Source organism: Billgrantia sp. Q4P2, from assembly GCF_052806135.1.
On sequence record NZ_JBRBAI010000001.1, the window covers coordinates 405,926 to 432,550 of the forward strand.

At 64.6% G+C, this 26,625-nt stretch carries 21 protein-coding genes; 15 read left to right on the forward strand and 6 right to left on the reverse strand.

The annotated features are described in order from the left end of the window. The first annotated feature begins 452 nt into the window (after positions 1-452). Complete coding sequence (locus ACUY1T_RS01890) at positions 453-1,820, forward strand: NCS2 family permease (protein ID WP_446020016.1); 1,368 nt, start codon at positions 453-455, stop codon at positions 1,818-1,820. Between the two features lie 249 nt (positions 1,821-2,069). Continuing rightward, positions 2,070-3,071: a cytochrome-c peroxidase gene (locus ACUY1T_RS01895; RefSeq protein ID WP_446020017.1), complete on the forward strand. Its 1,002-nt coding sequence runs from the start codon at positions 2,070-2,072 to the stop codon at positions 3,069-3,071. 79 nt (positions 3,072-3,150) lie between these two features. Here the strand turns inward: ACUY1T_RS01895 and ACUY1T_RS01900 are convergent, their stop codons facing one another. The 6 genes from ACUY1T_RS01900 to ACUY1T_RS01925 all read right to left on the reverse strand — a co-directional run bounded on the left by ACUY1T_RS01900 (position 3,151) and on the right by ACUY1T_RS01925 (position 11,316). After that, on the reverse strand, positions 3,151-4,146 hold the full coding sequence (locus tag ACUY1T_RS01900; RefSeq protein ID WP_446020018.1) for an adenosine deaminase: 996 nt from the start codon (positions 4,144-4,146) through the stop codon (positions 3,151-3,153). Between the two features lie 60 nt (positions 4,147-4,206). Beyond that, a complete protein-coding gene (gene cydC / locus ACUY1T_RS01905; protein ID WP_446020019.1) occupies positions 4,207-5,901 on the reverse strand; it encodes a thiol reductant ABC exporter subunit CydC in 1,695 nt (564 codons plus the stop codon). Further along, a complete protein-coding gene (cydD, locus tag ACUY1T_RS01910) occupies positions 5,894-7,585 on the reverse strand; it encodes a thiol reductant ABC exporter subunit CydD (RefSeq protein WP_446020020.1) in 1,692 nt (563 codons plus the stop codon). Before cydD ends, cydC begins: the two co-directional genes overlap by 8 nt. Before the next feature lie 4 nt (positions 7,586-7,589). Further along, positions 7,590-8,600, reverse strand: a complete 1,011-nt coding sequence (gene cydB / locus ACUY1T_RS01915; RefSeq protein WP_446020021.1) for a cytochrome d ubiquinol oxidase subunit II — start codon at positions 8,598-8,600, stop codon at positions 7,590-7,592. Positions 8,601-8,602: 2 nt separating this feature from the next. Next, on the reverse strand, positions 8,603-10,015 hold the full coding sequence (locus tag ACUY1T_RS01920; RefSeq protein WP_446020022.1) for a cytochrome ubiquinol oxidase subunit I: 1,413 nt from the start codon (positions 10,013-10,015) through the stop codon (positions 8,603-8,605). Between the two features lie 314 nt (positions 10,016-10,329). Continuing rightward, a complete protein-coding gene (locus tag ACUY1T_RS01925) occupies positions 10,330-11,316 on the reverse strand; it encodes a calcium/sodium antiporter (RefSeq protein ID WP_446020023.1) in 987 nt (328 codons plus the stop codon). Positions 11,317-11,457: 141 nt separating this feature from the next. Here ACUY1T_RS01925 and ACUY1T_RS01930 point away from each other — a divergent pair, with 141 nt between their 5' ends. The 13 genes from ACUY1T_RS01930 to ACUY1T_RS01990 all read left to right on the forward strand — a co-directional run bounded on the left by ACUY1T_RS01930 (position 11,458) and on the right by ACUY1T_RS01990 (position 26,601). After that, entirely contained in the window at positions 11,458-12,804 is a 1,347-nt protein-coding gene (locus ACUY1T_RS01930) for a PqiA/YebS family transporter subunit (RefSeq protein WP_446020024.1), read from the forward strand. Beyond that, entirely contained in the window at positions 12,801-14,477 is a 1,677-nt protein-coding gene (pqiB, locus tag ACUY1T_RS01935) for an intermembrane transport protein PqiB (protein WP_446020025.1), read from the forward strand. Before ACUY1T_RS01930 ends, pqiB begins: the two co-directional genes overlap by 4 nt. Positions 14,478-14,534: 57 nt before the next feature. Further along, positions 14,535-15,122: a PqiC family protein gene (locus ACUY1T_RS01940; protein WP_446020026.1), complete on the forward strand. Its 588-nt coding sequence runs from the start codon at positions 14,535-14,537 to the stop codon at positions 15,120-15,122. Between the two features lie 61 nt (positions 15,123-15,183). Continuing rightward, positions 15,184-15,738: a helix-hairpin-helix domain-containing protein gene (locus ACUY1T_RS01945; RefSeq protein ID WP_446020027.1), complete on the forward strand. Its 555-nt coding sequence runs from the start codon at positions 15,184-15,186 to the stop codon at positions 15,736-15,738. A gap of 136 nt (positions 15,739-15,874) precedes the next feature. Next, positions 15,875-17,188: a DEAD/DEAH box helicase gene (locus ACUY1T_RS01950; protein ID WP_446020028.1), complete on the forward strand. Its 1,314-nt coding sequence runs from the start codon at positions 15,875-15,877 to the stop codon at positions 17,186-17,188. A 100-nt stretch (positions 17,189-17,288) separates the two neighbouring features. Then, entirely contained in the window at positions 17,289-17,837 is a 549-nt protein-coding gene (locus ACUY1T_RS01955) for a hypothetical protein (RefSeq protein WP_446020029.1), read from the forward strand. Further along, a complete protein-coding gene (locus tag ACUY1T_RS01960; protein ID WP_446020030.1) occupies positions 17,827-19,041 on the forward strand; it encodes an MFS transporter in 1,215 nt (404 codons plus the stop codon). The genes ACUY1T_RS01955 and ACUY1T_RS01960 overlap by 11 nt, the downstream gene beginning before the upstream one ends. Positions 19,042-19,136: 95 nt before the next feature. Beyond that, a complete protein-coding gene (locus tag ACUY1T_RS01965) occupies positions 19,137-19,892 on the forward strand; it encodes an ABC transporter ATP-binding protein (RefSeq protein ID WP_446020031.1) in 756 nt (251 codons plus the stop codon). A 16-nt stretch (positions 19,893-19,908) separates the two neighbouring features. Next, entirely contained in the window at positions 19,909-22,272 is a 2,364-nt protein-coding gene (locus ACUY1T_RS01970; RefSeq protein ID WP_446020032.1) for an ABC transporter permease, read from the forward strand. Between the two features lie 36 nt (positions 22,273-22,308). Continuing rightward, positions 22,309-23,517, forward strand: coding sequence for an efflux RND transporter periplasmic adaptor subunit (locus tag ACUY1T_RS01975; protein WP_446020033.1), 1,209 nt, complete (start codon positions 22,309-22,311; stop codon positions 23,515-23,517). 80 nt (positions 23,518-23,597) lie between these two features. Beyond that, a complete protein-coding gene (locus ACUY1T_RS01980) occupies positions 23,598-24,650 on the forward strand; it encodes an asparaginase (protein WP_446020034.1) in 1,053 nt (350 codons plus the stop codon). A 74-nt stretch (positions 24,651-24,724) separates the two neighbouring features. Next, positions 24,725-24,961 carry a DUF2789 domain-containing protein gene (locus ACUY1T_RS01985; RefSeq protein ID WP_446020035.1) on the forward strand — a complete coding sequence of 79 codons (237 nt, stop codon included), beginning with the start codon at positions 24,725-24,727 and terminating at the stop codon, positions 24,959-24,961. A 77-nt stretch (positions 24,962-25,038) separates the two neighbouring features. Beyond that, positions 25,039-26,601, forward strand: a complete 1,563-nt coding sequence (locus ACUY1T_RS01990; RefSeq protein ID WP_446020036.1) for a sensor domain-containing diguanylate cyclase — start codon at positions 25,039-25,041, stop codon at positions 26,599-26,601. Positions 26,602-26,625 lie beyond the last annotated feature (24 nt).

Here is a 26,625-nt window from a genome sequence, read left to right on the forward strand (position 1 = left end):
TTACCTACGGAAATGCTGCACAAATGCCTGCGCGAACGAATCACTGCGTTGCGCGGTGCTCGGAATCCTCACATATACCCCATATGCTCCGGTTCCTGCGCTCCGTGCGCCTTGTGCTTCATCTCGCTCGTCGATTTGTGAAGCGTTTCCTTACCGTAACCAAGCGAAGCGTTGACGGCAACGCCCACACGCGGGAGCGGCCTGCCGCGCCTGAGCAACGACCGCGATGAACTGAGCCCCACTCCAGAGTCTTGTCACTGCCCTCTCCCTTCATGCCCCACCTCCAGCCCTCTCCCACCCGACTCTACGACGTTAGTCGCATCACACCTGTCCAATCGGTCAAATATCTTCTAGGCTGTAGCCGGACATGCTGACCAAACGGTCAAGCCTGTCGCTGCCTCAACCAACAACGCTTATTCGACAACGCCATCCAACAACAACGGACACAAGCTATGGAACCGACTTCCTCCTCCCTGGCCGAAAAGGCAAGCGGCCAGTCGCTGGGCCAAGGTAACTGGCTGGACACGTACTTTGGCGCAAGCCGGCGGGGCTCCAGCGTGCGTACAGAGATCCTCGCGGGTATCGCCACCTTCCTGGCTTCGATGTACATCATCGTGGTCAACCCGGCGATCCTCTCACATGCCGGCATTCCCTTCTCCGCTGCGCTTTCGGCGACGGTGCTGATCAGCTTCATGAGCAGCCTGGCCATGGGCCTGTATGCCCGCAACCCGATCCTGGTGGCGCCGGGCATGGGGATGAACGCCCTGTTCACCTATACCCTGGTGCAGGGTGCTGGGCTGTCGTGGGAGGTGGCGCTGGGCTGTGTGTTCTGGTCCGGCGTGCTGTTCGCCACCCTGGCGATGTTCAACGTGCGCGAGGCGATCATCAACGCGATACCGCCCTCGCTGCGCTATGCCATCACCTGCGGTATCGGCTTGTTCATCACCTTCATCGGTTTCAAGAACGCAGGCTTCATTGTCGGCAGCGACGCAACCCTGGTCACCCTGGGCAGCATGGATGCCTCGCTGATCACTTTCTTCATCGGCATGATGGCTACCGCCATCCTGGTGATCATGCGCTTCAACGGCGCCCTGATCCTGGGCATCGCCCTGACCACCCTGCTGGCAACGCCCATGGGTCGCCTGTGGGGCGGCGATGTGGTGGTGGAATGGAGCGGCTTCGCCGCCTGGCCGGACTTCAGCGCGGTGATGCAGGTGGATATCTGGGGCGCGCTCAAGGTCGCCTACCTGCCGTTCATCTTCGTGATGCTGTTCACCAACTTCTTCGATGCACTGTCGTGCTTCATGGCGCTCTCCGAATCCGCCGATCTCAAGGACAAGGACGGTAACCCGCGCAACCTCAAGCGCTCGATGACCGTGGACGCCTTCGCATCGATGATCGCCGCTCCGCTTGGTACCAGCGCAGCGCAGACCTTCATCGAATCCGGTGCCGGCGTGGCCCAGGGCGGCCGTACCGGCCTGGTGGCGGTAACCATCGCCTTCCTGTTCCTGCCGTTCCTGTTCCTCTCGCCGTTGCTCTCGCTCGTCCCCGGCATCGCCACGGCGCCGGCCCTGGTGCTGGTCGGTCTGTTCATGCTGGCGCCGGTGAGCAAGATCGACTGGTCGAGCTTCGAGCAGGCCTTCCCCGCCTTCCTGGCGATCATCCTGATGCCGCTGACCTACTCGATCACCCTGGGCATCGCCTTTGGCTTCCTCAGCTTCGTGTTGATCAAGCTGGCCACCGGCAAGCTCTACGACATCAAGCCCGCCATGTGGGTCTCCGCCGCCCTCAGCGTGGTGATGCTGGTCACCACCCACTGACGAAACGGGGCCGGCACAAGCCGGCCCCGTTCCCAGCCACGTTGGATAGCTATCGGGAATCACATTCAGGAGCCTGTAGACAAGCGTTTGTTCGCCCGTAGGAGACGGAACGAATCAAACTTTGACCCACCTCAATAAGCACTCCATTCCGACCATTTCACTTGGTTGATACGGCTCAAGACTCATCCGTAACCTGGTGTTGCATAACAGGCTAAAACCGTCTCTAGCTTGCAACCCAGGGGATTCGTCATGTCACATTACGCTCTCGCCCGGCCGGCCCGTCTCGCCGCCGCGGTATCGCTGAGCGCCGCTCTGGCGGCTACTGGTGCCACCGCCGACGACGGCCTTGGCAATTACCGCGACCGCTTCGAGCCGCTGCCCCACCTGCCGCCGATCCCGGCGGAAAACTCGCTCACCAGGGAAAAGGTCGAACTCGGCAACATGCTGTTCTTCGAGCCGCGCATCTCCTCCAGCGGTGTGATCAGCTGCGCTACCTGCCACAACCCGGCGCTGGGCTGGAGCGACCGTATTCCGCGCGCCACCGGCCACGAGGGCCAAATCGGCGAGCGCAACACGCCCACCGTGCTCAACTCGGGCTTCCTCGGTTCGCAGTTCTGGGACGGCCGCGAGCCCGACCTCGAGGGTCAGGCGCTGGGTCCGATACAGGCCGATATCGAAATGGCCATGGTCCTCGACATGGCCCTGGAGCGTCTCGAGGGGTTCCCGCTCTACCAGGAGAAATTCGCCGAAGCCTTCCCCGGGGACGAGAATCCGATCAACAAGGACAACCTGGCCATGGCAATAGCCAGCTTCGAGCGGACGCTGAACACACCGAACTCACCGTTCGACCGCTACCTGCGGGGCGACATCAACGCGCTGAACCAGCAGGAAAAGGATGGCATGGTAGCCTTCGCCGACAACGGCTGTATCGCCTGCCATAGCGGCCCGGCATTCACCGACAGCAACTTCTACGCCATCCAGGTACCCGGCTCCACCGACGTTGGCCGATACGAGGTCACCGGTAATGAAGCCGACATGCACAAGTTCCGCACCCCCACGCTGCGCAACGTCGGCGTGACCTACCCGTACATGAACAACGGGGCCACCGAGACCCTCGAGGAAGCCGTGGCGATCATGGGTCGGGAGATGCTCAACCGTGAGTTCGACGACGCCACCATCGCCGACATTACCGCCTTCCTGCACACGCTGACCGGCGAGATGCCCCACTTCGAAGTACCCGCGCTGCCCTAACTCGGTATCGGCACGGCCCAACCACAGGGTACGTTGCAGGCACAGGAGCGCGCCCCTCGGCTCCCGCCGGGGGCGCGCTTCAGCTACAGGCGGCCAATTGCCGGTGCAGCTCGAGGCGCCGCCTGTCGCTCATGAAGGCGGATTCGATGGCGGTGCCGGCGAGTTGGATGAAGGTCTCGCGCGACCAGCCAAAAGCATCGTGGCAGGCCACGAAGTTCTCCAGCATGCCACCGCCGAAGTAGGCCGGGTCATCCGAGTTGATCGTCAGCCGCAGCCCGGCATCGAGCAGTTGGGGCAGCGGGTGCTCCTCGATGCGCTCCACCACCTTGAGGCGTACGTTGGACAGCGGGCAGACGGTCAGCACGACGCCTTCGTCGCGCAGCCGCGCCACTAGCGCCGGGTCCTCCAGGCAGCGCACGCCGTGGTCGATACGACACACGTCGAGCAGGTCGAGGGCCTCGCGGATATACTCGGGCGGCCCCTCCTCCCCGGCGTGGGCGACCCGGGGGATGCCCAGCATCTTGGCGCGCTGGAACACTTCGATGAATTTCGATGGGGGGTGGCCGCGCTCGGCGCTGTCGAGCCCCACCGCATCGAGCATCTCCCAATAGGGAGCGGCGCTTTCCAACACCTGCATGGCCTCATCGGCGGGGCGGTCACGCAGGAAGGCCATGATGAGTGCGGTAGACATGCCCAACTGACGCTCGGCCTCGCGGCGAGCCAGGCTCAGCCCCTCCATGACGGCTTCGAGCTCGACGCCCCTGGCCAGGTGGGCCTGGGGGTCGAAGTGCATCTCCACGTGCACCACGCCCTCCTGATGCGCGCGGCGGAAATAGTCCATGGCCAGGTCATGGAAATCCTCGGCGCGCTTGAGCACGCTCATGCCCTGGTAATACAGCTCGAGGAAGGAAGGAAGGTCCTGGAAGTCGTAGGCCGCACGCACCGCTTCGACCGAATCGAAGGGCAATTCGACTCCGTTGCGCTGGGCCAGAGCGAACATCAGCTCAGGTTCCAGCGAGCCCTCGATGTGCAGGTGAAGCTCGGCTTTGGGCAGCCGCTCGAGAAAGTCGCGCATGATGCACCTCATCGCCTTTATTGACTTATCCTGATGGATACACGGCATTTGCGCAAACGGTCAGCCTACCGGCTCCAACTGCTTCGTCCGAGTGATACCAGGCGGATCGAAGACACCGCCGTCGAGCTGGTGCACCAGGTAGAGCACGCTGCGCCCTTCCAGCCATTGGTCGAGCCGCGGCGTCAGCCGCGACACGGTGCCTTCATCCAGGCCGGCGAAGGGTTCGTCGAGGATGACCAGCCCCGGGTCGCGCAGCCATAGCCGCGCCAGGGCCAGGCGCCGCGCCTGCCCACCGGAAAGCGCCCGCCCCCCTTCTCCGACCTGGGTGGCCAGCCCGTGCGGCAGGGATTCGGCCCACTCTGCCAGTTCGACCCAAGCCAGGGCCTGCCACAGCCGGGATTCACTGGCATCCGGCGCCGCCAGCCACAGATTGGTCGCCAGGCTGCCCTGGAACAGGTCGATGCGCTGACCGAGAATCGCCACGCGTTCACGCAGCGACCGCTCCTCGATCCGTTCGAGCGGCACGCCGCCAAGCACAATCTCCCCTCGGCTGGGCGGCAGGCGGCGGGTCAGCAGCGCCGCTACGCTGCTCTTGCCCGCCCCGGAAACACCGGTAAGCGCCAAGCGCTCGCCAGGCGCCAGGGTCAGCGTGAATTCTTGCAGCGCTGGCGTGAGCGCGCCGGGATAGCGCAGGCTCACGTCGGTGAAGCGCACGCACAAGGCACCGTCGGGCAGACTGTCATGGCCCCTGCCGGACTCGCTCGTTGCCTGTTCCACCGCGTTGAGCCGCTCGGCCGCACCTCGAGTCGCCCCCAGGTGAGTGAAAGCCGCCGGCAACAGGGCCAGCGCTTCGCCGGTGGCAAGCACCGCCAGCGGCATCATGACCATCACGGCACCGCTGATCGTGCCCTGCTGCCACGCCGCCGCCGCCAGCCATAGGGCCGCCACCATGCCCAGCCCGACCACCAGATTCACCAACGCGTTGCCGAAACCCGCCAGCCGGCCGGTGCGACGCTGGTCGCGCCGTAGCGCTTCCTCGCGCTGGTGAAATCCGCGTCGATGCCAGCCCCGGCTGCCATAGGCCTCGAGCTCCGCCATTCCTTCCAGGTACTCGATGGCCTGGCTGCGCAAGCGCTGGAGATGCCCCACCTGACGACGGCTCGCGGCCATGCCCAGCCACGCCTGGCCAACGGTCAACCATGCCCAGGCAGGCACCAGCAGCGCGGCCAATGTCAAGCCTGCCGCCGGGACCCACAGCGCCAGGAAGGCACAGACCAGCACCACCGCCACCAACGCCACCACAGGGGGCGCCAGCAGGCGCAGGTAAAGGCTGTCGAGGGTATCGATGTCGGCGGTCAAGCGGTTGAGCCAGTCACTGGCGCGCTGCCGCGCCAGGGTGCGGTCGTCGAGCCGGGCCATGGCGTTGAAGAGGCGGCTGCGAAGATCGGCCAGCAGGCGCAGCACGGTGTCGTGGTTGTAGAGCCGTTCCAGGTAGCGCGCCACGGTGCGGCTAACGGCGAAGAAGCGGATCCCGCCGCCCGGCACGTAGACGTCCAGGCTCGCTGCCAGCCCCATCGCCAAGGCCAGGCCGGTGAGCGCGCTGGCGGCAATGAACCACCCCGACAGCGCCAACAGGCCGACCGCCGAGAACAGCGTGGCCGCCAGCAATGCCACGCCGATGACAAGCCGCCGGCGGCGGCGCCCGAGCAGCCGTAGCCAGGGGACAAGCGTTGCCCTCAACGATTCGTCACTCATGCCCTCGCCCTTCCGCCAGTTGGTGGCTGAATCGCCCCTCTTCGAGCATCAGCCGCCGGCTTGCCATGGCCATCAGCGCGGGATGATGGGTGGCAATGACCAGCGTCCGGCCCTCCTCGACCAGTCTTCGCAGCGATTCGATGACCCGCGCTTCGGTCTCCTCGTCGAGGCTCGCGGTCGGTTCGTCCAGCAGCACCAGGCCAGCATCCGAGAGAAATACCCGGGCCAGTGCCAAACGCTGCGCCTGCCCGCCTGACAGACCCGAGCCACGTTCACCCAACTGCGTATCGATGCCTTCTGGCAAGGTGGCCACGAGTTGCGCCAGGCCGGCACGCTCGAGCGCCCGCTGCAGGCCGGTCTCGCTGGCCTCGGGTGCAGCCAGGCGGAGGTTGTCGGCCAGGCTGCCATGGATCAGCACGGGCCTCTGATCCATCCAGGCGACCTTGAGTCCCGCTTGCGTGCGCCGCTCACCCTCGTCGGGCGTCACGAAACCCGCCAACAGCTGCAGCAGCGCCGACTTGCCGGCCCCGGAAGGGCCGCTGACGACCAGCGTCTCGCCGGAGGCCACTACGAGGCTCAATGGACCCAGCACCCGGCCGCGCCCCGGATGCGAAAGCGCCACGCCTTCCAGCGCAATCAGCCGATCCGCCGGCAGCGGTTGGGCTGTCGGATCGGCAGGCGAACGCACCGGTTCGCCGAGCAATGCCAACATGCCATCGGCTGCGCCCAGGGCAGCCGCACGATCATGGTAGTGCTGCGCCAGGATGCGCAGCGGCTGAAAGAATTCCGGCGCCAGCAGCAGCACCAGCAGACCACTGAACAGCGTCAGCTCCTCCGCCGGGCCGAAGTCGATATATCCCAGCAGGCCGAAGCCCACGTAGATCGCGACCACGGCAATCGCCACCGAGGCGAAGAACTCGAGCACCGCCGAGGAGAGAAAGGCCACACGCAGCGTCCGCATGCTCAGGCGCCGATAGCGATCCGCCGCCTCGTGGACCTCTACACCGGCTTCACGGGTGCGATGGAAGAGCTGTAGGGTGGCGATTCCACGTACACGGTCGAGGAAGTGGCCCGAGAGACGACTGACGGCAGCAAACTGTTCCCGGTTGAGTCGCTCGGCGCCCATCCCTACCAAGGCCATGAACAGCGGTATCAGGGGTGCCGCCAGCAGCAGGAACAGGGCCGCCAGCCAATCGAGCCAGAACACCACGATGAGAACCAGTAGCGGAGTGGCCACGCTGAGCCGTAACTGTGGCAGGAAACGGGCAAAGTAACCGTCCAGCGCCTCGACCTGCTCGACCAGTTGGCTGGCCAGCCCACCCGAATGACGAGCGCCTGCCCGCACCGGCCCCATCGCGGCAAGATGATCCAGCAGCTCACCGCGAATCGACTGGCGAATGCGCAGGCTCGCCTCCTGGCCGGCCACCTCCTGCCCCCAATGACACAGCGCCCTCGCTATCAGCACGGCAACCAGGGCGAAGAAGGCCCAGGTCAGCGCAGCCAGGGAATCGCCAGCGACCAGCAGGCGGCTGACGATCCAGGCCAGCAGGGTCATCTGGACGACCGTCAGTGCACCGACGGCAACCCCGGCGATGGCCGCCAGGCCCAACCAGACGCGTTGGCTGGCGGCATGAGTCACCAGCCAGCGGCGCGGCCCCAGGGCCGAACGGGTGTCGGACCTCATGGGCTCAGTGATAACCCTCGCCGGCCCGCACCTTGCCGCGGAATACCCAGTAGGACCAGAAGGTATAGACCAGCACGAAAGGCAACACGAAGAGCACGCCAATCAGCAGGAAGAGCTGGGATTCCGGTGCGGAGGCGGCATCCCAGATGGTGTAGTTCGGCGGCACGATCCAGGGCCACTTGCTGACCACCAGACCCAGGTAGGTAAACAGGAAGGTACCCAGCGTCGCGATGAACGGCAGCATCTCGTAACCGCGACGTGACGCCCAGTGCACCGTGAACATACACAGCAGGGTTAGTGCAGGCAGCATCCAGATCACATGAAGGTGACCGAACCAGCGCTCCCAGACGACCTCGTTCACTAGCGGTGTCCAGACACTGATGATGGCAAAGATGGCCAGCACGGCCAGCAGCAGCGGCGTGGTCAGCCGGTAGGCCCAGGCCTGGATATACCCCTCCGACTTGAGAATCAGCCAGGTGGTACCCAGCAACGCGTAGCCGATCATCATGCCGATCCCGGTAAGCACCGTGAACGGCGTCAGCCAGTCGAGCGGGCCGCCTACATAGACCATGTTCTCGGTCTCGAACCCTTGGATATAAGTGCCCACCACGGCCCCTTGGGCAAAGGCTGCCACGGCGGAACCGCCGCTGAAGGCGCAATTCCAAAACCGTCGGCCGGGGCGGTCTCGACGCGACTTGAAGCGCAGCTCGAAGGCCACGCCGCGAAACACCAGCCCTGCCAACATCAGGAACACGCCAATGTACAACGCCGGCAAGAACACCGAGTAGACCAGTGGAAACGCCGCCAGTAGCCCGGCTCCCCCCAGCACCAGCCAGGTCTCGTTGCCGTCCCACACCGGCGCCACCGTGTTCATCATCACGTCTCGGGCATCCTCGTCGGGGGCGAACGGAAAGAGGATGCCGAGCCCCAGGTCGAAGCCGTCCATCAGCACGTACATCATGATGGCGAAGCCGATGATCAGCGCCCAGATCAAGGACAGATCGAACATTTCCATGGTCAGACTCCCTCCTTGGATGGGTCATCGTCAAACGGGGTGTGGGTAGCCGACCACGGTCGCTTCGGGGTCTCGAAATCGTCGATCACCTTCTCCTCGTCCTTGGGTTGCATGCCGTAGCGGATGACCCGTGTGAGGTAATAAGTCCCGGCGTAGAAGACGATGCCGTACACCATCACGTAGCCGATCAAGGTGAACAGCGCCATGCCGCCGGTCAGCGAGGGCGTGACCCCTTCGGCGTGGGTCATGATGCCGTAGACCAACCACGGCGCCCGGCCCGACTCGGTGGTTATCCAGCCGGCAAGCACGGCCATGAAAGGCGTGACGGACATCAACCGCAGCGTCTGCAGGTAGGCTCGGGAGTGGTAGACCCTTCCGCCGCGCCGCAGGTAGAGGCCAACCAGCGATACGGCGATCATCAGGAAGCCGATACCGATCATCACCCGAAAGGCCCAGAACACCAGCGCTACCGGCGGCTGCTCTTCCGGCGGCACCTCGAGGATGCCGGGTATCTCGCCGTGCAGCTCATGTGTGAGGATCAGGCTCGCCGCATAGGGAATGCCGATCTCGAAGCGGTTCTGCTGCGCCGCCTGGTCCGGCCAGGCGGCGATCAGGAACGGCGCTCCTTCGCGGGTCTCCCAGTTGCCCTCCATGGCGGAGAGCTTGACCGGCTGGTGCTCGAAGGTATTGAGGCCATGGAGGTCGCCGACGAAGGCCTGGGCCGGCGTCAGCACCAGCAGCATCCACAGGCACATCGACAGCGCCTTGCGATTCGCTTCCACGTCACGGCCGATCAGCAGGTACCAGGCGCTGACCCCGGCGACGACGAAGCCGCCGGTAATGAACGAGGCCATGGCCATGTGGGCGAAGCGATACGGGAACGAGGGATTGAAGATCGCCTCGGTCCACGAGGTGACCCGGAAGACGCCATCGGTGAACTCGACGCCGGCCGGCGTATGCATCCAGCTGTTGGCCGCCAGGATCCAGAAGGTCGAGATGAAGGTGCCTAGCGCAACCATGCCAGCGGCGAACAGGTGCACCCCCTGCGGCACCCGACCGCGACCGAACAGCAGCACGCCGAGGAACGCTGCCTCGAGGAAGAAGGCGGTGACCACCTCGTAGCTCAGCAGCGGGCCGATGAAGTTGGCGCTCGCCTGGGAGAAATTGCTCCAGTTGGTGCCGAACTGGAAGGACATCACGATGCCGGACACCACCCCCATGCCGAAGGCCACGGCAAACACCTTGGTCCAGAGGTAGGCCAGGCGGTCCCACGCCGGATTGCGTGTCTTGTAGAACAGCGCATGCAGCACGGTGATGTAGGATGCCAGGCCGATGGTGAAGACCGGGAAGATGGCGTGGAAGGAGACGACGAAGGCGAACTGCAATCGCGATAGCAATACGGGATCAAGCTCCATGACGTACCTCTTGGCTGCGAAAGAGTCAACGTCTCAAGGGATGCGAAAGCACACAGGGTGCTGTTGTTGTGCTTCCGATCACGTCCTTCCTGGACATGTCGTGGCGCATTTCACCTCGATACTCGGCTAGGGTATTCCCAGAGACTAGAACAGTAGGCAATGCAGGGTATCGTTGCTTACAAAACCCTACATGCCTTAACTCTGTCCTGGGTCAATACTTGTCGGTTCGTCTTGTGCTTGTATCCGCAAAGCCTACTAGAGCGCGGGCGCCGAGTCCCTGCTTCTTGCTGTGTCGGGTTGTCGCAGCTTCCCCACTAGAGTGCGCTGGCACTCTGCACGACCAGGTGCACCATGAAAACGGTATAACCGATGAACAGCGTCAGCAGCATCGCGCCCTCGAGCCGGTTGATCCGTCCCGGACGCCCCTTCCAGCCAATCGCGAAGACCGTCATCAGCAGTGTCATGACGGTCATCAGACTCCAATCTCGCAACAGTACCTCGGCCCCTACCTCGATGGGATGAATGACCGCGGCCAACCCGACCACGCCCAGGGTATTGAACAGATTGGATCCCACCACGTTACCCACCACCAGATCGTGTTCGCCCTTGCGCAACGCACTGAAGGAGGACGCCAACTCCGGCAGCGAGGTACCGACGGCGACGACGGTCAGACCGATGATCAGATCGCTGACGCCGAAACCAACGGCAATCTCCACCGCTCCCCAGACCAGCACACGCGAACTCACCACCAGCAGGATCAGGCCGACGAGCGTCCAGATCACACCGCTGCGCAGCGACATGGGATGGGCCTGCAGGCTCTCCTCGGTTTCGTCGCCAAGCGGGTCGGGGCCGCTGCGCCGGGCATGCCAGATGCTGAAGCCGATCATGGCCGCCAGCAGCACGAGCAGCAGGCTGCCTTCGAGACGACCGATCAGGCCGCCCCACATCAGCAGCGCCGACAAGAACGTCACCGCCACCAGAATCGGCAGCTCGCGCCGAATCACGCTGGAGTGCACCGCCAACGGCGCGATGACTGCCATGAGCCCCAGGATCAGTCCAATGTTGGCGATGTTCGAACCGTAGCCGTTACCGAGTGCCAACCCCGGGTTGCCCTGGCTCGCCGCCAGCGAAGAAACCATCAGCTCCGGCGCCGAAGTGCCGAAACCAATGACCAGCATACCCACCAGCAGCGGTGAAACACCGAGACGACGGGATGTCGCTGCCGCACCATCGACGAAGCGCTCGGCGCTCCAGACCAGCAGCACAAGACCTGCCACTACGGCCATCACGGGAAGTAACAATTTGATCTCCTCAGGGAACATTCAGGGTCGAATGTTTGTATATGGTACGCATGGCGTCAACGTGTCACACTTCAATATGCCCAGTTCATGCAAGCGGATGGGCACTCCTCGCTTCATTACCGTCGTCGGGTCGTCTCTCAAGTGTTCAACCAGCCCCTTCGCTTCCTGCCCGCCCCTGGCGAACCCCGGGTCGACCAGACCCCACCCGAGGTACGCACCTCGCGTCGGCGCCTGCGCGCCTGCCATGAGTGCGACTGGCTGGTAGCATTGCCGCCACTGCGGTCAGGGCAGCGAGCGGATTGCCCACGCTGCGGGCACATCCTGGCCACGCGCCACCATCGCCCGGCCCAGCGCAGCATGGCACTGGCGATGGCGGCCATGGTCGCCCTGTTGCTGGCGATCTCCTTTCCCTTCGTCAGCTTCAGTGTCAGCGGCTTCGGCAACCGCATCGAGCTTACCCAGACGGCCACCACGCTGATCGGCTTCGATCAGCCACTGGTGGCCATTGCCGTGATCATGACGATCGCCGTGCTGCCCGGCATCTACCTGCTGTGCGTGATGTGGCTGCAGCTGGGCCTGCTGCAGGGTCAGCCGTTGCCGGCCAGCCGTGGCATAGCCCGCGCGCTGGCTCATCTTAACCCGTGGATGATGGCCGACGTCTTCATCATTGGCGCGCTGGTGAGCCTGATCAAGGTGGCAGACCTGGCCCAGATCGAACTGGGGATCTCCTTCTGGGCCTTCTGCGCCTTCGCCCTGCTGCTGCTGGCCACGACCCAGTCCATCGACTCGGACTGGATGTGGTTCTCGCTGGCCGGTGAGCCGCTGGCCCCCGAAGGAGCCCGCACCGGAGCAACGGCAGCCGGTCAGGGCCTGACCGGCTGCCCCACCTGCGGGCTGGTCAATCGCCTGGAGGCCGACGGACGCGGATACTGCCGACGCTGCGGCGAACGGCTGCATGCACGCTTGCCGCACAGCCTGCAGCGCACCTGGGCGCTGATCGCGGCCTCCGCACTCATGTACATCCCAGCCAACGTCTACCCCATCATGACCACCACCAGTCTCGGGCATAGCGCCCCCTCCACCATCATCGGTGGCGTGGTGGAACTGATTCAGATGGGTTCCTGGCCGGTTGCCGTGGTCATCTTCGTGGCCAGCGTGATCGTTCCGGTGGGCAAGCTGGTGGCGCTCGCCTGGCTCTGCCTGGTAGTCAAGCGCAGCGACGAACTCAATGCCAGCAACCGCACGCGACTGTACCGCCTGACCGAATTCATCGGGCGCTGGTCGATGGTGGACGTCTTCGTGGTCGCCATTCTGGTGGCGCTGATTCGTGCCGGCTCACTGATGTCGATCACCCCCGGCCCCGCCGCCCTGGCGTTCGCTGCCGTAGTGGTGCTGACCATGCTGGCCGCCATGACCTTCGACCCCCGACTGATCTGGGACACGCCCCTGCCGCGTGACTCTCGTGAAACGCAAGGAACCACTGAATGAGCGATACCCCTCGAGACAACGAGGCCAGCCGCGACATGCACCGCGCCAAACCGACGCCGCAACGTCGCCTGTCGCCAATCTGGATCGTGCCCATCGTGGCCATGCTGATCGGCCTATGGCTGGTCTACGACAACTATCGCAGCCGCGGCCCGTTGATCACCCTGACCATGAGCAATGCGGAAGGCATCGAGGCCGGCAGCACCCTGATCAAGACCCGCAATGTCGAGGTAGGCCGGGTGGAGCGCGTGCAGCTCTCCGACGACCTGACGCATACCGTGATCACCGCGCGAATGTCTCCCAATAGCGAAGCCATGCTGACCGAAGGCAGCCGCTTCTGGGTGGTCAAGCCACGCATCGGCCGCGAGGGCATAAGCGGCCTGGGTACCGTGCTTTCCGGCGCCTACATCCAGCTTCAGCCGGGTAGCGGCGAGCCCGGCGTGCGCGAGTTCCAGGTCAGCGATCTTCCTCCCGTGGCACCGGCCGATGCCGCCGGGCTACGTATCAACCTGGTCAGCGAGCTTGGCAACTCGCTGCGCGCCGGCGACCCCGTCACCTATCAAGGCTATACCGTGGGCCGCGTCGAGGAAGCCAACTTCGATGCCGATACGCGGCGCATGACCCAGCGTATCTTCATCGAGAGCCCCTACGACCGCCTGGTCACCGACAGCACCCGGTTCTGGTCGGCCAGCGGCATCGACCTGCGCCTCGATGCGGACGGCATTCGCATCAACGTGGAATCCCTCGAGGCCCTGCTCGGCGGCGGCGTGACCTTCGGCGTGCCCGAAGACCTGCCGCGTGGCGGTCCGGTAGAGAACGACACTACCTTCAACCTCTACCCCGACGAAGAGAGTGCCCGCCAGGGCACCTTCAATCGCTACCTGGAATACGTACTGCTGGTGGAAGACAGCGTCCGCGGGCTATCGCGTGGGGCGCCGGTGGAATTCCGCGGCGTGCGCATCGGCACCGTGGCAGCCGTGCCCTGGCAGTTCACCGCCGAGCAGCCGGGTACACGCAACGGCTTCGCCATCCCGGTGCTGATTCGCATCGAACCGCAGCGCCTCGGTATCGAGAACCAGCAGGTCGATCTCGGAGAGTGGGACGAACGCTTCAAGCGACTGTTCGGCGTCGGCCTGCGCGCCTCGCTCAAGTCGGGTAACCTGCTCACCGGCTCGATGTTCGTCGACATCAACTTCTACCGTGACGAAGCGGAGAATTACCTGGCGGAAACCTTCAGCGAACGTACCGTTTTCCCGACGACATCGACCGGTTTCGCCCAGATCGAGGCCCAGGTCACCGCTCTGCTGGAGAAGCTCAACGCGCTCGAGATCGAGCCGCTGCTCGCTGGCCTGGACCGCAGCCTGACCGCCTCCGAAGCCATGTTGAGCGAGGTGCGCGAGCTCAGTGCCTCACTGCAAGGCATGCTCGACGACCCGGGCACCCGCAACCTGCCAGCCAACCTCAACGCCTCGCTGGAGGCGCTACGTGAAACCCTGGAGGGTCTGTCACCGGATTCCAGTGCCTATCGCGAGCTGACCGCCACCGCCGAGCGGCTGGAGCGCCTGATGCGCGATCTGCAGCCGGTCACACGCACACTCAACGAGAACCCCAGGGCGCTGCTGTTCGATAGCCTCGACACAGAGGATCCGACACCGCGCGCACCGCGACGCAACTGATGAGGTCCGTCCAATGAATCGCTATGCTGTTGTCATCGCGTCGAAAGGAAGCTTTGCATGAGATGGATTCCCCAGCTTGCCCTGTTGGCAAGCATGCTGCTGCTTGCCGGCTGCGCTTCGCCCACGACGCCTGCCAACCGTTACATGCTACCCGATAGCGGCACCGCGCTGTCGGTCGGCAGCCCCGCGGCGGAGCACTTGCTGGTCGTGCAGCCGCCGCGCCTGGCGCACTACCTGGACACCGATGGCATCGTGTTGCAACTCGATGACATCACGCTCAACGCCGCCCGCCAGCACTTGTGGGCCGAGCCGTTGGGACGCCAATTGGAGCGCGGCCTTCGTGCAAGGCTGGCGGAGCGTCTCCCCGACACCCGCGTCATGCGCGACGAGGCCAGCCTCGGGCGCAGCGAGGCTCTGCGCCTGCGCCTCGAAGTGGACCGCTTTCAGGGCCGCCATGACGGCCTGGCCATCGCCAGCGGACAGTGGCAGCTACTGGCCCCGGATGGACGTCTGCTAGCCATGGAGCGCTTCCATGTGGAGACGGAACTCGACGACGACGGTTACCCTGCGCTGGTTCGCGCACTGGGCAGCAGTTGGGACCGAGTGGTAAGCGACATTGCCACGGGTATCAGGCAAGCGCGCTGAACCCTACCTGCATGGTCATCCTGGTCTAGTCTGATAAGCGAACTGACCACAAGGACGCCACATGCCGGCCAGCCCCTTCCCTGTCGCGACGGGCCAGGCAGTGCCTGATCGCGCTACCGCCCTGGCGCTGCAAAGCCTCGCCCAACGACTCGAGCGGGAACTGCTTGCCGCGCTGGAGTCGAAGTCTTCCCAAGCTGCCGTCGATCGGCTGGAGACGATCAGCGCATGCTGCGATCAGCTCGCGGATGCGCTCCAGCAGATCGATTCCCAACAGGCACAACCCGTACTGGAAAGCCTGCGCCTTGGCCTGGATCGGTACGCCTGCGATCTCTATCAGCGTGGGGGCTGGGAACATCTGGACGACACCCGGCGTACCACCCTGCTCTCACGCCACGCCATCAGGCTCACCCAGGTCAAGGGCGTCGGTCCGGCAAGTGCTCAGGTCCTCTTCGTTCATGGCATCAGCGATCCCGAGCGGCTCCATCGGCTGGAACCGCAAGCGCTCGACGAGATCGAGGGCTTGAATGCCGCCGTGCTCGCCCGCCTCAAGGAAGGCCTCGAAGCCGCCCCGGGTAAAAAGGCGGGAGCGCAAGGAAAGCTGCAGCGCGGGAAATAAACTGGCATAATGCCCCCACGCGGCGATTCGTAGTCCCTCCTGCCGCGCCCCTGAACCGAATTTCTCACGTCTTGGCCCGGGACTGGCCATGTGCAAGCTGCACGTGGCACGGCGAGGACGTATCTGCGGAGACCGCATGACCCTCTTTTCCGATCTCGGCCTGCGGGCCGAACTGCTGCGTGCCGTCGAGGCACAAGGCTACACCACACCGACCCCGATCCAGCTCCAGGCCATTCCCACCGTGCTCAAGGGTGGCGACCTGCTGGCCAGCGCCCAGACCGGCACCGGCAAGACCGCAGGCTTTACCCTGCCAATGCTGCAGCGCCTGGCCGACGGCCCGCGCCCCGGCCAGCGTCAGGTACGCGCCCTGGTGCTGACGCCCACCCGCGAACTGGCCGCCCAGGTAGGCGAGAGCGTCGCCGACTACGGCCGTCATCTCACCCTGAAGAGCCACGTCATCTTCGGCGGCGTAGGCCAGCAACCCCAGGTGGATGCCATTCGCCCCGGCCTCGACGTGCTGGTGGCGACCCCCGGCCGCCTGCTCGACCTGCACCAGCAAAGGCACGTCGACCTCTCCAAGGTGGAGATCCTGGTCCTCGATGAAGCCGACCGCATGCTCGACATGGGCTTCATCCACGACATCAAGAAAGTGCTGCGGGTACTGCCCGCAAAGCGCCAGAACCTGCTGTTCTCGGCCACCTTCTCCGACGAGATTCAGGCGCTGGCCGCCAAGCTGCTCGACAACCCCGAGAAGATCTCGGTGGCTCGCCGCAACACCACGGCGGAAACCGTCGAACAGGCGGTCTACCGCGTCGATCGGGAGAAGAAGCGCGATCTCCTGGCTCACCTGATCACTCGACATGCCTGGCATCAGGTGCTGGTCTTTACCCGCACCAAGCACGGCGCCAACCGCTTGGCCGAGCAGCTCTCCAAGCAGGACATCCCGGCCATGGCGATCCATGGCAACAAGAGCCAGACGGCACGCACCAAGGCGCTGGCCGCATTCAAGAGCGGCGACCTGCAGGTACTGGTGGCAACCGACATCGCCGCCCGAGGCCTGGACATCAGCGAACTGCCCCATGTGGTCAACTTCGAACTGCCCAATGTCGCCGAGGATTACGTGCACCGTATTGGCCGTACCGGCCGTGCCGGCAGCGAAGGTCAGGCCGTCTCGCTCGTCTGCGTCGACGAACACGGTCTGCTGAAGGGTATCGAGCGGCTGATCAAGCGCGACCTGCAAAAGCACATCGAGCCTGGCTTCGAGCCCGACCCAAACGCCAAGCCCGAGCCGATCGAGAACGGTCGCAACCGACGCGGCGGCCAGCCTCGCCAGGGCGGCAGCAATCGTGGCCAGTCGGGCCAGCGCGTTGCTGCTGGCAACACGACCAGCGGCGATGCCCAGGCACCGCGCCGCCGACGCAGCCGTGGGCAAGGCAGCCGCCGGGCCTGAGCGGCTCGCTTAGTGGGGCTTGGTAGTTGGCGAGGCGTATGGGATATGGGATGGTATACGGCTCATAAAACCTCACCTGACGATGCAAGGAGGCTCGAGCATGCTCAAATGGCTGACCGGAAAGCAACCCATTCCGGTCTGGGTCATCAAGCAGATCGATGACAGCCTGCTACATCTCTGCGGCCAGGGCAGCATCGAGCCTCGCGCCAAGCGTAGCAGCGTCATCGAGGATCTCAATGCCGGACGCTATGAAGGCCCCATCCACATGGCCAACGGCGGCATGGTGCTCAATGCACGCCTGTTCGCCACCCTGGTGCCGCTCGAGGCCCTGCAACTGGATACCCAAGGGCACGCCCATTGGCAAGGTCGCAGCTGGTATGTCGCTCAGGTACCACAGCGCTGCTGGACCTTCGAAGGTCGCCTGACTGCCCAGCGCCAAGTGCTGGGCAATCAGGAACTGCTGGTCAGCATCGAGGACGTTTCGGACATCCGTCGCCAGGTCCAGGAATCCACCGATCCGGGGCGGGTCAACTTCGATCCTCGTGGAGTGAACGAGGATTCCCTGATCGCTCGCCGCGAGGCGCACGCAGCTTCCTCAAGGCATGACACCCGCAGGAGAGCCGGCAAGTGGCGAGGCCATGACGACTGAGGCCCGCCCCGATCCGCGACGCGTTGTGCTCTTCCTTTTTCTGATGGTGCTGGTGGGTCTCAACCTGAGACCCGCCCTCTCCTCACTTGCCCCGCTACTGTTGCGAATCAAGGCCGAAACCGGCCTGACACCCCTCGCCATCGGCGCCCTGACCACGCTGCCGGTACTCTGCCTGGGCATCTTTGCGCCGCTGGCACCCTGGCTGGCCAAGCGCGTTGGCCCCGAGAGTACCCTGACCCTGTCTCTGGGCATCCTGATCCTCGGCCTGTTGCTGCGCGGCGTCCCAGCCGTGCCGTTGCTGTTCATCGGCACCCTGCTGGTGGGTGCCGCCATCGGCGTTGCCGGCACTCTGCTCCCGGCGCTGGTCAAGCGCGAGCTTCCCGGCGGCGCGGACCTCATGACCGGGGTCTATACCATGGCCCTGTGCCTGGGGGGCGCCCTCGGTGCCGGTCTGAGCATCCCCCTCGCCAATCTGTTGGGGGGCTGGCGCTTCAGCCTGATCAGTTGGGGGCTACTCGCCGGCCTGGCCTTGCTGGCCTGGGTAGCGCTCATGCCGCGCACGCCGCGCGCCATTGCCACGCCGCCTGTCGGCGGCAGCATGCGCGAACTCCTCGGGCAGCCGCTGGCATGGCAGGTCATGCTGCTGATGGGCAGCCAATCCTCGTTGGCCTACATCGTCTTCGGCTGGCTGCCAACCCTGCTGCAGGCCCGCGGCTACAGTGAAGCCGAGGCGGGTTGGATGATGGGCGCTTCGGTCATGGTACAGCTGATATCCGCCTTGGGGGCGCCGTGGCTGGCACGCTTCAGCCGCGACCAGCGTCCTGCCCTGCTGCTGGTGCTGGGTTGCGTAGGAGGCGGCCTGTGGCTGCTACTGCAGGCAGGCGAGAGCTGGCGCTGGCCGGGCGTGGTGCTGCTAGGGCTGGGCCAGGGCGGAAGCTTCAGTCTCGCCCTTACCCTGATCGTGCTGCGCACGGCCAATTCACGCCTGGCCGGCAAGCTTTCCGGCCTGGCCCAGGGCGGTGGCTATACCCTCGCGGCCATGGGGCCCCTGGCCGTGGGCGTACTGCTACAGCTTGAAGTGAACATGAACGTACTCACCCTCGTACTGTTGCTCATCGTGGCGGCCGCGGCCGGCTTCGCCCTGCTGGCCGGGCGCAACCTGCGCCTGGATATCGGCGACGACGGCAGGCTCCTCACTCGCTAGGCTTTTGCATTTCCATTGACATCGATCAAGCATGCCAGGGCAGTACGGCATGCTAGCCTAGCGTATAACTGCCCCCACCAGACGACTAATACGTCATGTCAGAAGTGGTGTTCCAGACCCGAGGCTTGAAGCGCTTCTACCAAATGGGCGAAGTCACCATACAGGCACTCCGCGGCGTCGACCTGGAGCTGTTCAAGGGTGAGCTGGTGGTGATGCTCGGGGCATCGGGCTCGGGCAAGTCGACGCTGCTCAATATCCTCGGCGGCCTGGACAGCCCCAGCGAGGGTTCATTGGTCTACTATCCGACCTCTCATCTCCCTTCTCCCATGGCGCCGTCACCAAAGCAGAGCGGGCTGGACCTGGCAGCATCGAGCCAGCGTGAGCTGACCCGCTTTCGCCGCCACCATGTGGGCTTCGTGTTTCAGTTCTACAACCTGATCTCGAGTCTCACCGCGCGGGAGAACGTCGCCATCGTGACCGACATCAGCCGCAACCCGCTAGCCCCGGAAGAGGCCCTGGCATTGGTGGGCCTGGAGCATCGCCTCGACCACTTCCCCTCCCAGCTATCGGGCGGCGAACAGCAGCGCGTCGCCATCGCCCGAGCCGTGGCCAAGCAGCCCGACGTACTACTGTGTGACGAGCCCACCGGGGCTCTCGACTTCCAGACCGGCATACGCGTGCTGGAGGTGCTCGAGCAGATCAATCGCAGCACCGGCACCACCGTGGCAATCATCACCCACAACGAGGTGATCGGCGACATGGCCGATCGCATCATTCGCCTACGTGACGGCCGGGTCGATCGGTTGCATGTCAACGCCAGCCGCCGTCAGCCGCAAGAGCTGCGCTGGTAGTTCGGCGACGCCTACGATGCAGACTCTCGACCGCAAGCTCTATCGCGACCTGTGGCGTCTCAAGGGACAGGCGCTGGCCATTGCCATGGTCATCGCCAGCGGCGTCATGACCCTGGTCCTTGCCGTGACCACCCTGGAATCGCTGTCCGGCGCCCGAGACCGTTTCTACGCCAGTCATCGCTTCGCTGAGTTATTCGTCGAGGTCAAGCGAGCCCCCCTGGGCATGCTGGAACAGCTGCAACGGCTCGATGGCGTCAATCTGATCGAACCCCGGGTGCGCGCTGCAGTGCGCCTGGCGGTACCCGGCTACAGCGACCCCGTGCGCGGCCAGCTGCTGTCGCTGCCCGACGGACGCCAGCCGCTGCTCAATCGCCTGCATCTGCTGGCGGGCAACCTCCCGGAGGCCGGGCGTGACGATCAGGTGGTGGTGTCAGACGCCTTCGCCGAAGCGCATGGCCTGGCCCCCGGGGACGAGCTGGAGGCAATCGTCAACGGCCGCCGCACACGACTGACCCTGGTCGGTATTGCTCTGAGCCCCGAATTCCTCTTCCAGGCCGCTCCTACCGACCTGATGCCAGACTATCGCCGCTATGCCGTGCTGTGGATGAACCAGCGAGCGCTCTCCCGAGCCCATGGCATGGAAGGGGCTTTCAACAGCCTGACCCTGACGCTTCAGGCAGGGGCCAGCGAGGCCGATGTCAGCGATGCCCTGGAGCTGGCCTTGGCCCGCTATGGTGCCCTTGGGGCCCAGACCCGTCACGACCAGCAGTCGCATCGCTTCATCGAGGAGGAACTGAACCAGCAGCGCATCATGGCTACCGTACTGCCGGCGATCTTCCTGTCGGTATCGGCATTTCTACTTAACGTGGTAATGGGACGCATCATCCAGACCCAGCGTGAGCAGTTGGCCGTGCTCAAGGCCTTCGGTTACCGCGATGGTGAATTGGCCCGTCACTACGGCCTGCTGGCGGCGCTGATCGTGCTGGTCGGCTGGGCCCTGGGCGTGGCACTTGGCGCCTGGGCCGCCAGCGGCCTGGCTGGGGTCTACCGCGAGTATTTCCGCTTCCCCGAGATGCGCTTCGGCGTACCGGGCTGGGTGCTGGCCCTGTCGCTTCTGGTGACGCTGAGCGCCGCCCTGGCCGGTACTTGGCATGCGGTATGGCGTGCGGTCAGCCGCCCACCAGCCGAAGCCATGCGCCCGCCCGCACCACACCGCTTCCGGCGCAGCTGGCTGGAACGCCTGGTGCCGGTAGCCCTGCTCGGCAACGAGGGACGCATCGTAGTGCGCAACCTGGCTCGATATCCGATCAAGGCCGGCTTTTCCGTAGTTGGAATCGCCCTCTCTGCGGGGCTGCTGATGATCGGCGCCTACCAGCTCGCAGCGGTGAACGAGATGATCGATCAGCAGTACCGCCAGGTGTTGCAGATGGACATCGAGCTCACCTTCAACGAGCCTACTCCGACACGCGCAGCCGGTGAACTTCGCCATCAGCCTGGTGTGCTGGCGGTGGAGACTTGGCGCCGGGTGCCCGTGACCCTGATACACGGCCATCGCCAGTACCGCACCAGCCTGCTGGGCATGGAGCCCACCCCGAGGCTGCGTCGTGTACTCGATGCCAGCGGCCGCCCTCAGCAACTGCCCGAGACGGGCATCATGCTGACGCGTCATCTGGCCGAGCTACTGGGCGCCAAGATCGGTGACGAATTGGAAGTGGTCATCATGGAGGGACGCCGCGAGCGTCTTCACCTGCCCTTGACGGCCCTGGTGGAGGAACCTCTGGGCGTGGGCGCCTACCTGCGCCGCGACACCCTCGACGCACTGATGCGCGAGGGTCCTGCGATCAGCGGTGCCTGGCTGCTGGCGGACACGGCGTACACGAGCGAACTGCATGCCGCGCTGTGGGATATGCCCGCCGTGACATCGATCGGCCTACTCACCGAGGCCGAACGGGGCATTCGCGAATACATGGACGAGACGCTGCTGATGGTCGCGGTGATCTTCGTCGGCATTGCCTCCTCGATTGCCTTCGGCGTGGTCTATAACAATTCCCGCATCGCCTTTGCCGAGCGCGCCAGGGAGCTGGCAACGCTGCAAGTGCTGGGTTACACGCGTTCGGAAGTGGCACGCATACTGCTCGGAGAGATAGCCCTGCTCTCCCTGGCGGCAATCCCGCTGGGCTGGGCCATCGGCATCGTCTTCATTCGCCTGCTGCATAAGGCCTTCAGCAATGACTTGTTCCGCATACCGCTGGTCTTCACCCCACAGATCTTCGGCTTCGCTGCCGCTGGCGTCCTGGTCGCTTCGCTCGTGGTCGGCATCTTGGTGTTTCGGCGTCTCGGCCGCCTCGACAAGCTGCGCGTCCTCAAGGCCGTCGAGTGATGAACTCATGGTCTCTATATACGAGAGGTTGAAAGAATGAGTACACGCCGCACGTGGCCCCGTCACGTGGTTTGGGGGGCGTTGGGGCTCGGACTGCTCGGGCTACTGGCCTGGGCGTTGCGCCCCTCACCAGTTCCGGTCAACGTGGCCCGGGTCACGGTGGGCCCCTTCATCGATTCGGTCATCGAGGAGGGACGCACTCAACTGCGCAACACCTGGAACGTCTCGGCGCCTATCGCAGGTTACCTCCAGCGCGTCACCCTCGAAGTAGGGGACAATGTCGAGGAAGGCCAGATACTGTTCCAGCTCGAGCCGAGTCCGGCACCGGCGCTGGACGTGCGCACCCGCCAGCAGGCCGAAGACAACCTACAGGCCGCACAGGCCCGATTCCAGGCCGCTCAAGCCAACCTCGAAACGGCCCGGGCCGACCGACGCTTCGCCGAAGCCGAATATCAGCGCTACCGGCAGTTGCATCAGCGTAACCTCGTCTCCACCGCCGAACTGGAGCAGCGCCAGAACCAGCGCGACCGACTCCGCGCGCTGGAGAATTCTGCAGCTTCCGGCGTCGAAGTGGCTCGCTTCGAAGTCGAAAGCGCTCGGGCACTGCTGGCGGTAGCAAGCGGCCAGCGCAGCGATGCGGATCAACCTAAGTTGCAAGTCCGCGCACCTGTAACCGGGCTGGTGCTGACACGCTACCGCTGCTGCGAAGGCAGCGTCTCCGCCGGCGACCCGATCCTCGAACTCGGCAGCCTCGACGACCTTGAGATCCAGGTCGACCTGCTCTCCATGGATGCCGTGAGATTGCGTCCAGGGATGGCCGTCAACATCACCGGCTGGGGCGGCGAGCCGCTGAAAGGAGAAGTCAGGCGCATCGCCCCTTCCGGCTTCACCCGCACCTCGGCACTGGGCGTGGACGAGCAACGGGTGCCGGTGATCGTGGATTTCTCCCCCAGGCTCGACCTCGCCACGCTTGGCCTTGGCAGCGGCTTTCGCGTGGATGCCGAATTTCTGATTTGGGAGGCGGAGCAAGTCCTGCAGATCCCTACCAGTGGGCTGTTTCGCCATGATGGAGAGTGGGCGGTGTTCGTAGTAGAAGATGGCCGTGCTGTCCGCCGCACGGTGGAGGTGGGCCGTCGCCAAGGGCTCGTTTCCCAGATACTTGCCGGCCTCAACGAGAATGAAACCTTGATCACGCATCCCGGCGACCGGGTCGCCGAAGGCGCAAGGGTCGAGGCCGACGAGTGAGATCCTGAGCGACTCCCGGTATCATTGTCGCTGCGCGCCCTTCGCTGCCTCCCGTGAACATTTCATTATCAGGATCTGCCATGAACGAACCTCCCTTCGTCGATCGCCCCGTGCTGGTGCTCTACACCGGCGGCACCCTGGGCATGGTGCCCAGTGCCGAAGGGTTGGCCCCAGGGGGCGATATCGAGGCGAGGGTCAGACACGCCCTGGCCGGCCTGCCGCCAAGTCGCCAGGCACGTCTCCCTCGCTTCACGCTCCGGTCGGTAGACGTCCCCATCGACTCGAGCGCAGCCAACCCGAGTGACTGGCAGCGGTTGGGCGGGCTCATTGCCGAAAGCGTGCGTGAGTATTCCGGCGTGGTCGTGCTGCATGGGACCGACACACTGTCGTGGACCGCTTCGAGCCTGGCCTACCAGCTCCAGGGACTGGATCGTCCCGTGGTCGTCACCGGCGCCATGCAACCGCTCGAAGCCGAAGGCAGCGACGCGCTCGACAACATCGAACTGGCCCTGCGCTACGCCGCCAAGCCGGAGCTGCAGGAAGTCACCGTGGCCTTCGCCGGCCGCCTGCTACGCGGCGTTCGCACGCGCAAGACCCATAGCGAGGCCGACGACGCCTTCGCCAGCCCCAACTACCCCGTGCTGGGGGAACGCATCGACGACGACGTGATCCTCTACCCTGGCCGTGGACTCGAGACTCAGCAGCGCGGGGCGCCTCGCTTCGAACTGCCGGATTACTCGGCGCTGGCCGATGGCGGCGTGGTCAGATTCGTACTCTGGCCCGGGGTCCAGGCCTGGCAGCTCGACGCCTGGCTTGGTGACACACGTGTGCGGGGCGCGCTGCTCGAGGTATGGGGCGGAGGCAACGTCCCGCCGGACCCCGAACTGATCGGTGTTCTGGCCAGGGCCAGCGGTGAAGGCAAGCTCATCGCAGCAATCAGCCAGTGTCCCATCGGCGGCGTCGCCCCCGGACATTACGCTGCCGGCCAGGGGCTGCTGCAGGCCAACGTACTCTCGGGCGATACGATGACCCCGGAGGCGGCCATGACAAAGCTTGTCCACCTACTGGCACAGCCACTTGACGACCAGGAGCGTCGCCGACGCTTCCTGACCCCGTTGATAGGTGAGCGTTGAGTGGCTGACTTCCTACTGCAGCCAAGCTAAGTTGAATGTAGTGAACCGAAACTGCAGGCCTAAGGAGTTGCGACATGGAGCCTCCCGTGCACCCCTTCACCGAACTCTTCGAGCAGCTCGGCCTACCCGCCGATGAAGCCTCGATTCAGGCCTTCATTGAACGGCACGCTCCGCTGCCCCCGACCATGGCACTCTACGAAGCCCCCTTCTGGAGCGCCGCGCAGGCCGAATTCCTCGAAACGGCGCTGGAGGATGACGCCGACTGGGCAGAAGTCGTCGACCACCTCGATACATCGTTGAGGAAGAACTAGGTCCTCAAACGCTTGATCATGGGCCGTTCTGCTAGGCTAGGCCGGGAACAACAAGAAACAGCATGGGCGGGAAAAATATGCCGATCGATAGGATATCGATAGCGGACTCTTCTGGCCTTGCCGGCCTCGCCACCCTACAGCTCCCCCCCTTGCCCGAACCCCTGCGCACCCGCCTGGCCGAGTGCCGTACCTTGCCCAGCCTGCCGGCGGCGGCAGCACGGGTGATCGCCATTGCGCGCTCCCCCGAGCCGTGTCTCACCGACTACGCTCGCACTATTGAACAGGATCCCGCGCTCACCCTGCGACTCCTCTCCATGGCCAATAGCGCCTCTTATTCACGGGGTGGAAACCCAGTCTCCACCTGCCTGGATGGTGTCTCGCGCATCGGCCTGGACGCCACCCTGGCGATAGCCTTGAGCTTCGGCCTTCCCCGCCCCGGTGCCAACGCCGTCCTCGATCACGAGTACCTGTGCCAGCGCGCCATCATCGCAGCCTCTGCTACCCAGGAGCTGGCCCAGCATCTCTGCCCACACGAGGCACCGCAGCTATTCACCACCGCGCTACTGCAGGACATTGGCATATTGGCCTTCGAGGCCTTGGATGGCGAAGCCTATGCCACGCACATCCCCGATGTTCGCCAGCACCAGAAGCTGAGCGAGGCCGAGAACGAGCGCTACGGCTGCGACCATGCCCTGGTCGGCTCGTGGCTTGCTGCGAGCTGGGGAGTGCCCGGCCCCATCGCGGCCGGCATCATCAACAGTCATGGCCCACTGGCCGACGGCGATGCTCACAAACTCTGCCTGCGCCTCTCCTGCCGCATCGCCGACTGCTGGCTGGCGGCCGACTCGGCTTCCGCTTTCAGCGCCCTGCTGCGCCAGCTCGCTTCGATCGCCTCGCTGGACATCGTCATGCTGATGACGGTGATGCAGGAACTGCAGCACCGCTTGCCTTCGCTGGCACGCCTGTTCGAGATCACCTGCCCGCCAGCCATCGACAGCACCCACCTGCTCGCCGAAGCCAAGGAACTGCTGTTCGAACAGAACCTGAAAATGACCATTCGCCTCGCCGAACAGCAGCGGGAGTTGGAGGCGCTGCATGCCAGCCATGTGGTGCTCGACGAGCAGCATCGCATCGATCACCTTACCCAACTTGTCAATCGCCCCTGGCTGGAGAAGCGCCTCGGGCAGCACTTCGACTGCGCCAAACGGGCGCGCCAGCCGCTCTCAGTGATGTTCATCGACCTCGACCACTTCAAGTGCATCAATGACCGTTTCGGGCATCGCTTCGGCGACGAAGTGCTGATCCACTTCGCCGCGGCACTCAGCAACATGGTGCGCGAGAGCGATATCGCCGGACGTTACGGCGGCGAAGAGTTCCTGGTCATCATGCCCAATACGAGCAGGCAACAGGCTGGCATCCTGGCCGAGCGCATACGTGAATATCTTGCCAGTCAGCCGCTGACACAGGCCGATGGCAAGCCGCTCCACGTAACGGCGTCGATCGGCATCGTCGACCTGGAGGATGGCGAATTCGAAGATGCGGCATCACTGGTCGATGCCGCCGATCAGGCCATGTACGGGGTCAAGCATGACGGCCGCGACGGCGTGGGACACTACGAAGAGTCCGGCCCCTCTTCATGATGGAAAGCGATCAATCCGGGTGAT